This window comes from Peptoniphilus sp. BV3AC2, from assembly GCF_000478945.1.
Classification (GTDB): domain Bacteria; phylum Bacillota; class Clostridia; order Tissierellales; family Peptoniphilaceae; genus Peptoniphilus_B; species Peptoniphilus_B duerdenii.
Genome location: NZ_AWXD01000020.1, coordinates 1 through 12,578, shown reverse-complemented (window position 1 = coordinate 12,578; position 12,578 = coordinate 1). Strand labels below are relative to the sequence as shown.

General features: G+C 36.6%; 13 protein-coding genes. 9 read left to right on the top strand and 4 right to left on the bottom strand.

What is annotated here, in order from left to right:
* Position 1: 1 nt before the first annotated feature.
* From HMPREF1252_RS04665 to HMPREF1252_RS04655, 3 genes are all read right to left on the bottom strand, one after another.
* A complete protein-coding gene (locus HMPREF1252_RS04665) occupies positions 2-940 on the bottom strand; it encodes an ABC transporter ATP-binding protein (protein ID WP_023059600.1) in 939 nt (312 codons plus the stop codon).
* Positions 941-1,122: 182 nt separating this feature from the next.
* Positions 1,123-1,989 (bottom strand): radical SAM protein, encoded by an 867-nt coding sequence (locus HMPREF1252_RS04660; protein WP_023059569.1) that lies wholly within the window; start codon positions 1,987-1,989, stop codon positions 1,123-1,125.
* Positions 1,989-3,005 carry a low specificity L-threonine aldolase gene (locus HMPREF1252_RS04655; RefSeq protein WP_008901106.1) on the bottom strand — a complete coding sequence of 339 codons (1,017 nt, stop codon included), beginning with the start codon at positions 3,003-3,005 and terminating at the stop codon, positions 1,989-1,991. The genes HMPREF1252_RS04660 and HMPREF1252_RS04655 overlap by 1 nt, the downstream gene beginning before the upstream one ends.
* A gap of 72 nt (positions 3,006-3,077) precedes the next feature.
* Between HMPREF1252_RS04655 and HMPREF1252_RS04650 the strand changes: the two genes are divergently transcribed.
* The gene (locus HMPREF1252_RS04650) at positions 3,078-4,160 is read left to right on the top strand and encodes a histidinol-phosphate transaminase (RefSeq protein ID WP_023059591.1); all 1,083 of its coding nucleotides are present in this window, start codon (positions 3,078-3,080) and stop codon (positions 4,158-4,160) included.
* A gap of 1,578 nt (positions 4,161-5,738) precedes the next feature.
* Here HMPREF1252_RS04650 and HMPREF1252_RS04640 read toward each other — a convergent pair.
* Positions 5,739-6,302, bottom strand: coding sequence for a redoxin domain-containing protein (locus HMPREF1252_RS04640; RefSeq protein WP_023059579.1), 564 nt, complete (start codon positions 6,300-6,302; stop codon positions 5,739-5,741).
* Between the two features lie 331 nt (positions 6,303-6,633).
* Here HMPREF1252_RS04640 and selD point away from each other — a divergent pair, with 331 nt between their 5' ends.
* The 8 genes from selD to HMPREF1252_RS04600 all read left to right on the top strand — a co-directional run bounded on the left by selD (position 6,634) and on the right by HMPREF1252_RS04600 (position 12,425).
* Positions 6,634-7,635: a selenide, water dikinase SelD gene (gene selD, locus HMPREF1252_RS04635; protein ID WP_008901103.1), complete on the top strand. Its 1,002-nt coding sequence runs from the start codon at positions 6,634-6,636 to the stop codon at positions 7,633-7,635.
* Positions 7,635-8,222: a sulfurtransferase-like selenium metabolism protein YedF gene (gene yedF / locus HMPREF1252_RS04630; protein ID WP_008901102.1), complete on the top strand. Its 588-nt coding sequence runs from the start codon at positions 7,635-7,637 to the stop codon at positions 8,220-8,222. The genes selD and yedF overlap by 1 nt, the downstream gene beginning before the upstream one ends.
* Position 8,223: 1 nt before the next feature.
* Positions 8,224-8,499 carry a DUF3343 domain-containing protein gene (locus HMPREF1252_RS04625; RefSeq protein ID WP_023059571.1) on the top strand — a complete coding sequence of 92 codons (276 nt, stop codon included), beginning with the start codon at positions 8,224-8,226 and terminating at the stop codon, positions 8,497-8,499.
* Positions 8,500-8,638: 139 nt separating this feature from the next.
* Complete coding sequence (locus tag HMPREF1252_RS04620) at positions 8,639-9,757, top strand: aminotransferase class V-fold PLP-dependent enzyme (protein ID WP_023059578.1); 1,119 nt, start codon at positions 8,639-8,641, stop codon at positions 9,755-9,757.
* On the top strand, positions 9,750-10,616 hold the full coding sequence (locus HMPREF1252_RS04615) for a DMT family transporter (protein ID WP_023059594.1): 867 nt from the start codon (positions 9,750-9,752) through the stop codon (positions 10,614-10,616). Before HMPREF1252_RS04620 ends, HMPREF1252_RS04615 begins: the two co-directional genes overlap by 8 nt.
* Positions 10,609-10,950 (top strand): CidA/LrgA family protein, encoded by a 342-nt coding sequence (locus HMPREF1252_RS04610; RefSeq protein WP_023059617.1) that lies wholly within the window; start codon positions 10,609-10,611, stop codon positions 10,948-10,950. The genes HMPREF1252_RS04615 and HMPREF1252_RS04610 overlap by 8 nt, the downstream gene beginning before the upstream one ends.
* Complete coding sequence (locus HMPREF1252_RS04605; RefSeq protein WP_023059577.1) at positions 10,947-11,624, top strand: LrgB family protein; 678 nt, start codon at positions 10,947-10,949, stop codon at positions 11,622-11,624. The genes HMPREF1252_RS04610 and HMPREF1252_RS04605 overlap by 4 nt, the downstream gene beginning before the upstream one ends.
* A 36-nt stretch (positions 11,625-11,660) precedes the next feature.
* On the top strand, positions 11,661-12,425 hold the full coding sequence (locus tag HMPREF1252_RS04600; protein WP_023059606.1) for an NADPH-dependent oxidoreductase: 765 nt from the start codon (positions 11,661-11,663) through the stop codon (positions 12,423-12,425).
* Positions 12,426-12,578 lie beyond the last annotated feature (153 nt).

The window sequence follows — 12,578 nt, the reverse complement described above, 5'->3', positions numbered from 1 at the left end:
ACTAATCCCTCAAATCTTTGCCAGTAAGTTCCAAGAACACATCGTTTAAGCTAGGTTTTTCCACGTTAAGGGAGCTGTACTTGATATTATTTTCATCGAGAAGTTTAATTAGTTTCATAAGATATCCATCTCCATGGGAAAATGTGAGTTTAACTGAGCCGTCTCTCTGTTCAAAGCTTAGAATATGTTCTAGAGATTTAACCTTCTCTTTTACTTCTTCACTTAGATTGGAAGAGGTGAAGCTTATCTTTTCATTCATTTCTATACTGTTTTTTAACTCTTCTGATGTGCCTTTGGCGATGACCTTGCCCTTATCAATTATGACTATATCGTTACATAAAAAGTCGACCTCATCCATGTAATGTGATGTGTAGATGATGGTGGAGCCTTCCTTGTTTAATTTTTTTATCCCTTCAAGTATATTGTTTCGAGATTGAGGATCCACCGCAACGGTTGGCTCATCTAAGATTATTATCTCTGGCCTGTGGGCAATTCCACAGGCGATGTTTAGCCTTCTTAATAGACCTCCAGAGAGCTTCTTCGGTTTGAACTTCACAAAGTCATTTAGACTTACTAGATCCAGTGCCCTCCTGACGAGTTTTTTTCTTTCTTCCTTGTCCTCTATGTATAGACCGCAGAAGTAGTCGATATTTTCATAGACGCTTAGCTCGTCATAGACAGCCACGTCTTGAAATACGACTCCAATCCTTCTTTTGATATCATAGGCATCTGGAGACATCTCCTTGCCGAAGATTTTCACACTGCCTGCGTCCTTTTTTAATAGTGAGAGGATGCAGTTTATGGTGGTTGATTTGCCACTTCCATTTGGACCGAGTAGGCCAAGTATTTCTCCGGATTTCACTTCTAAGTCCAAATTATCTACTGCAGTTAACTCCTTATATTTTTTAACAAGTCCATTTACTTCTATTAGACTTTCCATATTAACCTCCAATATTTTATTCCACTTTCATTTTAAAATATTACATTTAGCAATATGTAAAATAATTGTAAATCTCACGTAAACTCGTCTACAAACCAACTGTTTACAATGAATGGCTTTTGAATTTGTAAATTTTTAGAAAAATAAAACCCGGAAAGTTCCGAGTTTTTTCGATTTATCTTTTAAAATCCTCTTAAATATTCTGGCTTATAATTTTCTTCCCGCAGTGCTTCATCGATCTCTTCGATCATTCGATTCTTATCTTCGTTTAGATTTCCTGCGAGGGAGATATAGTTACTTGCGTGGTTTGATCTGAAGACTGTGCCTTCTGAATCCACGTGTTTTAAAAATATTTTAATCTCTTGAAGAATATCCAGTGGGCTTAGTCTTTTAAATTCTCCGGATTTATACCTTTCGTAGAGGGGTGTGTCTGGAAATAGGTCCAAGGTCAGGTAGGAAATATAATCTGGCTTCGCTCCAGTTACAACTTTTGCGGTTTCAACTGCGTTTAACTCCATCTTATCCATTCCGCCAAGTCCTGCAATGATGGTGGCAGATACCTTTATCCCTGCGGCTTTTGCCTTCTTAGTTGCCAAGATATATTCTTCTGCAGTGGAGTTCTTGTTTACATCTTTTAAGATTTCGTCGGAGCCACTTTCGTATCCCACATAGACCATTTCGATGCCGTGCTTCCTTAGTTCTCTTAACTCTACATCGGATTTTCTTAAGATATCCTTCGCCGTTGCATAGGCGGTGATTCTCTCCAAATTTTCCATATTCTTTGCGAAAAAATCACAGAGATCTATGAGTTTATCGTTTGAAAGGCATAGAGCATCTCCGTCGGCGATGAAGACTCTCTTGTAAAATGGTCTCTCTTCCAAGTATTCTTTCACTTCCACCTTAAGCTCTTCCAAATCTCTAAGATGAAAGGTATCGTCCTTGTACATGGAGCAGAAGTCACACTTATTGTAGCTGCATCCAACCGTTGCTTGCACAATTAAAGAACGAGCCTCACTAGGAGGCCTGAACACTTTTCCATAATATTTCATTATAGAATTTCCTTTAATTTTTCTAAGAAACCTTCCACTTCTTCGTCGGTGGTTCTATAAGATGTGCAAAGTCTTACGTTGTAGACATCGGTACCTAAGTTTTCAAGACCGATTAACGCAAACTCTTCTACTTTTTCTATTTGATCCTTGGTTAAACTTATGAAAAGTTGGTTGGATTCTGGTGGAAATGCAAATACCACTCCCAATTTTAAAAGTCCATCCTTTAGCTTCATCGCTTTTTCGTAGGCATTTTTACCGAGTTCGTAGTAGAGACCATTTTCAAATAGGGCGTCGAATTGAGCTGATAGGATAAATCCCTTCGCCATGATGGAACCCTTTTGTTTCATATGGTTTCTAAGTCTTTCCTTTAGATCATCTTCTACAACTACTAGAGCTTCGCCAAACATTGCACCGTTTTTGGTGCCGCCGATGGTGAAGATGTCGCAGCTTTCGGAAAGTTCCTTAAGGGTAAATCCTTCCCTTGCCATTGCAACAGCAAGTCTTGCTCCGTCGACAAATAGATAAGTTCCAAACTCAAGACATACTTCGTAGAGAGCTTTGATTTCGTCAATGGAGTAAACAGTACCAGCTTCTGTGGTGTTAGAAATATATACAACCTTTGGAATTACATCATTTTCCGCACCGAAGAGGGCGAGCTTGTCACGAAGAAGATTTTCTGTAAGCTTGCCGTCTGGAGTGTCTATGGTTACAACCTTGTGACCAGTCGCTTCCATTGATCCGGTTTCGTGGATGGAAATATGTCCGGTAGTTGCACAGACGATTGCTTCGTAACTCATAAGAGTATGGGTTGCAGCGACGATATTTGCAATAGTTCCTCCTGGAAGAAATTCAACCACCACATCGTCACGACCGATTTCTTTCTTGATCTTTTCTTGAACAGAAAGGGAATAATCGTCTTGACCGTAACCGATCATCTTATCTTCATCTAGCTTTGCCAAAAATTCGTATACTTGTGGATGACCTTTGTCATTATAATCGTTTAAAAAATTTTTCATAGCGCCTCCATTGTTTAACTTCTTTTTTTTAACTATAATAATAGTATATTACAAAATAAAAGGAATGATAATATGAAACATGATTCTCATGGAGTAAATTTATTTGAAATATCTAAGAAGTATGGATTCAAAGAAGAGGACATAGTCGATTTTTCATCGAATATAAATCCCTTCGGCATGCCAAAATCTGCCAAAGACGAAGTAATAAGAAGGATTGACGACCTATCCACCTATCCAGACCCAGAATATAGAAGTCTAAAAGCATCCATCGCAAAATACACCGGTGCCTGCGAAGAAGATATCTTAATCGGCTCAGGAACATCTGAAATAATTGCAAACTATATAAGATATGTAAATCCGAAGAGGGCGATACTCTTAAGTCCATGCTACTCAGAATATGAAAATGAACTTAGAAAGATAGGCTCAGAGATTTTCTACTACGATTTGGAAGAAGAAAATAACTTTGAAATCAAAATAGAAAGTTTGATAGATAAAATAAATGAAAATAATGTGGAACTATTTATCTTTGCAAACCCAAACAATCCAACGGGAACCATACTTACAGTTTCAGAAGTAGAAGAGATTTTAAAACAGACGAAGTGCAAAGTATTTGTCGACGAAACCTATGTGGAATTTGCGGACAAGAAAGTATATTCCCAAATAGAACTTACAAAGAAGTACGACAAGGTATTAGTTGCTCGTTCAACGTCCAAATTCTTCGCATCTCCGGGGATAAGACTGGGATACGCCACCACATCTGACGAGAAATGCAAAGAATATTTCTTCAAGGATAGTTTGATATGGGGAGTAAACATCGTCGCAACTATCGCTGGAGAGAAGATGTTCTCTGATAATAAATATCAAGAGGAAGTATATAAATTTGTCGAAGAAGAAAGAGAGTATGCATTGGAATTTCTAAAAGGTTTAGAAGGACTAAAAGTTTATAAATCCAAAGGAAATTTCATAATGTGTAAACTCACAGGAGGTAAAACCGCAGCGGAACTCTATGACTATTTGATTCCACAAAAGCAGGTGGTAAGAAACCTCGCAAGTTTTAAAAATCTTGGAGAAGAATACTTTAGATTTTGTATTTTAGGAAGAGAAGACAATAGGAAATTGCTTTTGAATATAGAAAAGTTTTTGAAAGAGCAGTAGAAATACTGCTTTTTGTTTTTGTTATTTTTAAATGCTATACAGATAGCATAAAAAAATAAAATCAAATGCTATCCGGATAGCATCAAAAATAAAAGCTCAAAGTCGATTCCGATTACAGAAACTCAAAAATTCTAAGCCACGTCGACCTATAAATCGCAACTCGCTTCGCTCAAACAGTGCGATTTATAGCCGGTCTCCTTAGGCTTGAATTTTGACGAGTTTCTTCCAGACGGAATCTCATTTTGAGCTTTTTATTTATGTAAAATGCGTTTTAATTTGCAAAATTTTAGAAAAATAAAAATCAGGCGCAGCCGTATGACAATATAAGTTATGATTTATCTTTGTTGCGGAAGCATTTTGCTTCCATAGCCGAAGGCTACAATAACCTTCCCAACTACAGTCACCCTGAGCGGAGACGGCAACGCCGTTGTAGTCGAACGGGTATAAGCTGTATTTAACCTAGTCCTCACAAATGAAATTAATAATTTTTATAACTCATGCTATCCGGATAGCATCAAAAATAAATATAAATAAATATCTTATGGGTAACCTAACCCTATTCTTTCTCCTTCCAATTTTCTTTTACGAGGGGGCGGGGCAGTCGAGTTCTGCAAATCAGCCTTCGCAATGCTCGGCTTCTTTGGAACTCTTTGCATAAGACCTGCTACGAAATCAAAGATTTCGGCTAGGGCTTTAACGTAATTAACGTCTCGCCGATAAAACCTACGGTTTTACGCACGAGACTCGCAGTTTCCTCCCATCCCCCTCGAGCTCCCTCTGCCCACCTCGCATTATCAGGGAAGTGATTTTCACATTTCGGCTAAAATTTGGGAACTCGCTACGCTCAGACACCCAAATTTTTTAACGCCTCATGGAAAATCACAGAAGTTGTATAGGTTGGTTGTATCAAAGTTTAAAGATTATATTTACTGGAATTTAAATGGTGTTAAATATGTAGAGAAACTTTTAATTTTGTGTATGGAAAATAAAAATTAGGCGCAGCCGTATAAAAACATAGATTATGATTTATCTTCGTAGCGGAAGCTACCAGCTTCCATTAACTTATGTACTAAATTCTTTTCCCTCAGCCGAAGGCGTGTAACAGCATAAAGTACTATTCGAATCCGTAGCGGAAGCATTTTGCTTCCACAGCCGAAGGCTTAATAGATCCAGTCATCCATGCATAACCTAACCATGGCTATACCCGTTCGACTGCGACGGCTACGTGATCTCCGCCGTCTCCGCTCAGGGTGACTGCCTTCCTTTGGAAATGCAGGAGATTAAAATCCCAACTACAGTCACCCTGAGAGGCAGTCGAGTTCTGCAAATCAGACTTCATTTCATTCGGCTTCTTTGGAACCTTTACAGAGAGTATCCTCCCAACTGCAGTCACCCCGAGCGTAGCCGAGGGGTATAACCTCCGAGGACCTAGTCTATGCAAATGAATTATTTAAAAAATACTAATTAATAAATTAATTAATAAATGCTATCCGGATAGCATAAAAAATATAAACCTCATGCTATCTATATAGCATCAAAAAATAAAAAATCGGTGCCGAAACACCGATGATTTTTTTATTAAAGTTTTCCTACTAGATCGATTCCTGGGCTTAGGGTTTCGTCTCCTTCTTCCCAGTTTGCTGGACATACTTGATCGCCGTGATCGTGTACGAATTGTGATGCTTTTACTTTTCTTAGTAGTTCTTTTGCAGATCTTCCGATTCCTGGTGAATGGATTTCGTATGCTACGATTTCTCCTTCAGGGCTTATTACGAAGCTTCCTCTTAGTGCTTGTCCTTCTTCTGGAATTAGTACTCCAAACATTTTTGAAAGTTCAAGGTTTCTGTCTGATACCATTGGGTATTCAACTTTTGATACTCTATCTGAATGATCTTTCCATGCTTTGTGTACGAATTCAGAGTCTGTTGACACTGCGTATACTTCGCATCCTGCTGCTTTAAAATTCTTATAATTATTTTGAAGATCTTCTAACTCTGTTGGACATACGAATGTGAAGTCACCTGGATAGAAGAAGAATACTGACCATTTGCCTTCTAAATCTTTGGCTGTCAATTCTTCAAAGTGGCTTCCTACTAGTACTGGAGATTTAAAATCTTCAACCTTAAATCCGATTAAATTCATTTTATCACCTCTTAATAATTTTAATAAGTTTTATCACTTATAAATAAATTATAACACAAAGAAAATAAATTTGAAAATTATTTTCAATAATATAAATTTCTTTTCAAATTTACAAATGCAAATTACAATCGAAATTTTTGATTTTTCAGTCATAATTATATAAAACTACATTTCAATTTTTAGAATTAAGTAACATTTACTTCTCAAAATATTCCTATTATTTACAAATATACTTCCTGTTAAAAAATTTTAAAAAAATATTTAAGAATTTTTTAAAAGTTTAATCTTTTTATTTTTCTCTGTGGTAAAATAAAGAAAAGGATGTGATTTTTTGAAACTAGAAGTATGTGGAGGTTGCAACGCGAAGATCGGCGCTGAAAACCTTGACGAAATTTTAAAATCTTTAGATATATATAAGAGACCGGAAATTATTGTTGGTTTCGAAGGCAAGGATGATGGTGCTGTCATAAAACTTACAGATGATATTGCCATCATAAATACTTTAGACTTTTTCCCTGCGATGGTGGAAGAACCTGCAACTTTTGGCGAAATCGCAGCTGCCAATGCTCTTTCTGACATCTATGCTATGGGCGGCGAAGTTATCTCTGCTCTTAACATCGTATGTTTTCCTGAAGAGGAAGATTCTTCTATTCTTCAAGAAATTCTACAAGGAGGAGCTAGAAAGGTTAAAGAGGCTGAAGGTTCTCTAATCGGTGGTCACAGTATCCACGACAAGAGAATTAAGTACGGCATGAGTGTAACCGGTGTCGTTCATCCTGACAAGATCTGGAAGAACACAGGCTCTAAGGTTGGAGACGAAATCTTCATCACTAAGAAGCTTGGAGTTTCTCTAATCTGTGGTGGATATCTTCAAGGTGAAGTGGACAAATCTTGCTACGAAGAAGCTAAGGAGTCCATGGTTACTTTAAATAAATATGCGGCAGATATTTTAAGAAAATTCAATCCTACTTCTGTTACTGATGTGACAGGTTTTGGATTTTTGGGCCATTTAAAAGAAATGGTTGAAGGCAAGGGAGCTCTTATCTACAAGGACCAAGTGCCTATGATTAGCGGCGCACTTAAGGCTGCTGGCGACTTCCTATTTACTGCGGGAGGTCAAAGGAATAGAAATTCATTGAAGAACGATGTTAAATTCGATTTCGATGATTTCAGATATGAAGAAGTTCTTTTCGACCCTCAAACTTCTGGAGGACTTATGTTTACCCTTGATCCAGCTGATTCACAAGAAGTTATGCGTGAATTTAGAGATAAGGGAGTCTTCCTAAAGAGAGTGGGAGTTATTACTGATAAAAATATTATAGAGGTGAAATAATGAAAACTATTGATGCTATGGGACTTGCATGTCCAAGACCAGTTATTCTTTCTAAGAAATTGATTTCTGAAGAAAGTCCAGAAGAATTTGAAGTTAAGGTTGACAATTTTATTGCTACTGAAAACCTTGCGAAGATGGCTCATGAAATGGGCTACAAAACTGAAATGACAGAACATTCAAAGGAAAGCTACACCGTTGTATTTAAAAAAGATCCATCTATTGAAATTAAACACGAAGATGGTCCTCATTACAGCGACGAATACATGGTAGTTATTTCTTCTGAAATGATGGGCGGCGGAGACGAAGATTTCGCTAAGAAACTTCTCGAAGGTTTTATCTACGCTCTTTCTGAACAAGAAGTGGCTCCTAAGGTAATTGTATTCTACAACGGCGGAGTTCATATTCCTACTTTGTGGGAAAATTCTATAAAGGATCTTAAGTTCATCGAATCTCGCGGTACAGAAATATTCTCCTGCGGACTTTGCCTTGAACACTACGGACTAAAAGAAAAGGTTCAAGTTGGATCTATTACAAATATGTACAAGATCGTTGAACTTATGGGCAAGTACAAGGTGGTGAAACCTTAATTTGGAATTTGTACTTTATACTTTTGAAAGCACCAGCTTTGCAGAAGCTTGCAAGATGGAGGTACAGTCCCATGATGTCGATGCAAGACTTGTGCCAGTTTTCGGCGCAATAAAAGCGGGCTGTGGACTAATGCTTAAGAGTCCATTTGAAAATCTTGAAAAAATAAATGAAATCATAGAAAAGAATGATTTAAAAATCGATGGCATTTACAAAGCTACCTATTCAATAGACAAGGGTTGTGCTTTTAAACCGCCTACAATTGAAGTTATTAAGTAATTATAGGAGGGCTTTGCCTTCCTATTTTTATATTTAAAATATTTGAGATAACTTTAGTTTAATTTTCTATTAAAGTTTTTATTAATGCAGAAATCTGCTAAAATATAATTATTAACACTTAATTCGGAAAGGAGTTATTATGATTTATTTTGATAACGGCGCCACTACGCTTATAAAACCTGAGTCAGTTTTAAAAGAAATAGTTGACGATTTCAATAAAATGGGTAATCCATCCCGTGGATCATATACAGCTAGCGAATACTCAATGGATAAAGTCTATGGAACTAGACAAAAGGTTGCTAAACTTTTTAGCGTTAGTCCGATGGACGTTGCATTTACCTACAATATAACCACGAGTTTAAACCTTGTTTTAAAATCTCTTCTAACCAAAGAGGACCATGTTATAACCACAATTCTTGAACACAACTCAGTTCTCCGCCCTCTATACCAATTGGAAGATGAAGGAATGGGACTTTCATTTGTGGATGTGGATGAAAATTTCGATTTGAAACTGGAAATGTTAGAAGAACTTCTACAAGAAAATACAAAGGCGGTAGTCATAACCCACGCATCTAACGTAATCGGAAACGTGACAGACTTAGAAAGAGTCTATGAATTTACGAAGAAACACGGACTTATTTTAATCATTGACGGAGCACAAGGAGCTGGAGCGGTGAAACTAGACCTATCTAAATTTACAAATACCATTTACTGCTTCACCGGTCACAAATGTCTTTACGGTCCAACAGGGACAGGCGGAATCATAAAACTTGGAGATTTTAATTTTCATCCAGTATTTTCTGGAGGATCAGGATTTAGATCCTTCGAAAGAGAAACTCCGAGCGTATTTCCAGACGTGTTTGAATATGGAACCATAAATAGTGGAGGCATCGCGGCACTAGGAGCGGGCATCGACTATGTAATGAGTAAGGACACCTACAAAATTTTAAGAGAACTAAAAGATTATCTCTACGAATCCATGAAGACCATAAGAGGCATAAAAGTCTATGGATCATTTGGAGAAAATCATCTTCCTACACTTTCATTTAACATAGGAGATAATCCTTCAGGAGAAGTTTCAAGAGTTTTATTTGAACAGCTTGAACTTTGCTCAAGACCTGGCAGCCACTGTGCACCACTGGTACACAAGAAGGCAGGTACAGTAGATCAAGGTATGGTTAGATTTAGCCTTTCCACATTTAACACAAAAGAAGAAATAGACACAGTAGTAGAATTTTTAAGGAGTATAGTTGAATAGTTTAAAAAAAGCGAAGAATCTAGGTCCTATCTATATGATAGCATCTTCATTCTTCTTTGCATTAATGGCGGTATTTATAAGGTATACAAAAGATTTACCCACCTTTGAACAGGTAGTCTTTAGAAACTTTGTAATTTCCATTTTGATGTTTTTATTAATTGTAAAAGAAAAAAGAATACATGAGATGAAGGTAAAAGATGGGAAGAAGGAAATATTTTATAGATCTCTCTTTGGATTTATAGGAATGGTGAGTAACTTCTATGCTGTAAAATATCTAAACATAGCAGACTCATCAGCAATAGGAAAACTTAGCCCATTTTTTGTAATGATATTTGCAGCATTAATTCTCAGAGAAAGGTTGGAGAGACATTCCATAATTGCAATCATCCTTTCCATTTTAGGTATGCTAATGGTAGTAAAACCCAAATTTGATGGATCGACTATCCCGTCCCTTGTTGCACTAACTGGGGCGATGACAGCGGGACTTGCAATGGTTATGCTTTCATCTGTAGGCAAGAAGGTAAGAGGAGAAGTAATAATTCTCTACTTCGGAATATTTTCTACATTAGCTTGCATTCCGTTCTTAGTGGGACACTTTGTAATTCCAAATGAAACGGAAATATTAAACCTTCTAATGATAGGAGTATCTGCTGGGCTTGGACAATTTTTCTTGACTTTAGCATATAAATCGGGCAAGGCAACAGAGATTGCCATCTACAGTTTCTCTCAAATAATATTTTCCATATTTATAGGATACTTTTTATTCAATGAGAGGACGGACCTAATAAGTCTTACAGGTATGGCAATAATAATTCTAAGTGCCTACTACAATTATAAAAGGAGCATAGTATATGATTGAAGGATTTGCAATAATAATGGCGGTGCTTCTAGCGGGAGATTTTTTTAATAAAATTTTGAAAGTTCCGCTTCCGGCGCCAGTAATAGGGTTAATTCTCTTAGTCCTACTACTACAAAGTAAAATAATAAAAGAAAAGAAAATAGAAAAAGCGGCAGAATTTCTCTTAGCAAACATGGTAATAGCATTTATACCTGGAATGGTAAAGGTGAAGGAAATATATCCGCAGATTAAAACAGAAGTTATAGGAATAGTGGCAACTTGTATTATCTCAACCTTCATAATAAATGTAGTGACAGCGAAAGTTGCAGATGCATTAATAAGGAGGAAGAAATGAAATTTATAAGTACAGAAATATTTGGATTTACCATTACCATCTGCATATTTTTTGTAGTGACAAGATCTCTTAAAAATGTGAAATTTCCACTACTCAATCCCCTTCTAATCTCTGCGATATTAATAATGGCAATAAACCATATTTTAAAAATTCCATACGAACAGTACAACGCAGGAGGATCAATCCTCACATTCTTCATAGCACCAGCAACAGTGGCGCTCGGACTTCCACTATATAGAAAGAGAGATCTACTAAAAAAATATAAGTTTGAAATTTTGATATCCATAATAGTAGGAACTTGCGTCGGACTAGGATCAGTGTATGGACTTTCCAAGCTATTTGGACTAAATAGAGAAACATTTCTAAGTCTACTTCCAAAACAAACAACCACAGCCATCGGATCAGAAGTATCCTTACAGATAGGAGGAATAGTTCCGCTGACCATAGCATCCATAGTAGTAGCAGGAATAACGGGAGTAATGACCAAGGAACTCATCCACAAAGGACTAAAGATTGAAACAGACGAAGCCATGGGACTAGCATTAGGAACAGGAAGTCACGTCTTTGGAACCAATAAGGCGATGGAACATTCGGAAGTTGCAGGAGCGATGGCATCCCTAGCCACATGTCTATGCGGACTACTGACAGCGATAATTCTATCTATTATTTATTAGAAGATAATAGAAAACTTAGAAAGAAAAGAGGTAAGTATGAACGAAACCATAAAAACACAACTTAGCCACAGAACCATAAGAAAATTTGAAAATAGACCAGTAGAAAAAGAAGTGCTAGACACACTTCTGGAAGTAGTAAATAGAACAGCATCAAGCACCGGCATGCAAAACTCTTCTATTATAAGAGTGACAGACAAAGACTTAAGAGAAAAGATTTACGAAATCTCCACACAAAAATATTTGCTAGATGTACCAGAGCTTTGGATCTTCGTTGTAGATACATTAAGAAATGATAGAATTGCAAGAGAAAATGGATTTGAACCAAAGACCTCAGGTGACATGGATAAATTCTTTCAAGGATTTACCGATGCAACATTGGCAATACAAAACCTAACAGTAGCAATAGAATCAATGGGAATGGGAGCAGTATACTTCGGCTCAATTTTAAATAACATGGGTAAATTAGTAGAAGCTTTAAAACTTCCAAAATTGGTATTCCCAGTACTAGGAATAGGATTTGGATATCCAAAAGAAGAACCTCAACTAAAACCAAGAATGCCAATGGAACTTAAATTCTTCGAAAATGAATACAAAATACTTCCATCATATAAAGAAGCGATAAAAGAATACGACGAAGAAATGACAAACTACTACGACCTAAGAGAAAATGGTAAGAGAAGTGACACCTTTAGTGAACAAGTAGTAGCAAGGCTAAAACCAGAAATAGAAGTCAAGAGAAATGTAGCAGACATACTAGAATTACAAGGCTTTAACCTAAGACTAGGAAGAGAAAAGAAATAAATTTATAAATTTTTTAAAAAAGTTGTTGACAAGAATATACAAAGTTTGTATACTAGTAAAGTCGACCTTGTCTAAGACATTGATCTTCCCTTTAAACTTCAAAAAATTTTAAAAAATTTGAAAAATGTCCTTGACAAGAGTTCGATTTTAATA

Bases quoted from the DNA above. Each gene is read 5' to 3' on its own strand.
- HMPREF1252_RS04650 (WP_023059591.1), top strand. From the start codon at position 3,078: ATGAAACATGATTCTCATGGAGTAAATTTATTTGAAATATCTAAGAAG.
- HMPREF1252_RS04610 (WP_023059617.1), top strand. From the start codon at position 10,609: ATGATTGAAGGATTTGCAATAATAATGGCGGTGCTTCTAGCGGGAGAT.
- HMPREF1252_RS04655 (WP_008901106.1), bottom strand. From the start codon at position 3,005: ATGAAAAATTTTTTAAACGATTATAATGACAAAGGTCATCCACAAGTA.
- HMPREF1252_RS04620 (WP_023059578.1), top strand. From the start codon at position 8,639: ATGATTTATTTTGATAACGGCGCCACTACGCTTATAAAACCTGAGTCA.
- HMPREF1252_RS04665 (WP_023059600.1), bottom strand. From the start codon at position 940: ATGGAAAGTCTAATAGAAGTAAATGGACTTGTTAAAAAATATAAGGAG.
- HMPREF1252_RS04600 (WP_023059606.1), top strand. From the start codon at position 11,661: ATGAACGAAACCATAAAAACACAACTTAGCCACAGAACCATAAGAAAA.
- HMPREF1252_RS04660 (WP_023059569.1), bottom strand. From the start codon at position 1,989: ATGAAATATTATGGAAAAGTGTTCAGGCCTCCTAGTGAGGCTCGTTCT.
- HMPREF1252_RS04640 (WP_023059579.1), bottom strand. From the start codon at position 6,302: ATGAATTTAATCGGATTTAAGGTTGAAGATTTTAAATCTCCAGTACTA.
- yedF (WP_008901102.1), top strand. From the start codon at position 7,635: ATGAAAACTATTGATGCTATGGGACTTGCATGTCCAAGACCAGTTATT.
- HMPREF1252_RS04605 (WP_023059577.1), top strand. From the start codon at position 10,947: ATGAAATTTATAAGTACAGAAATATTTGGATTTACCATTACCATCTGC.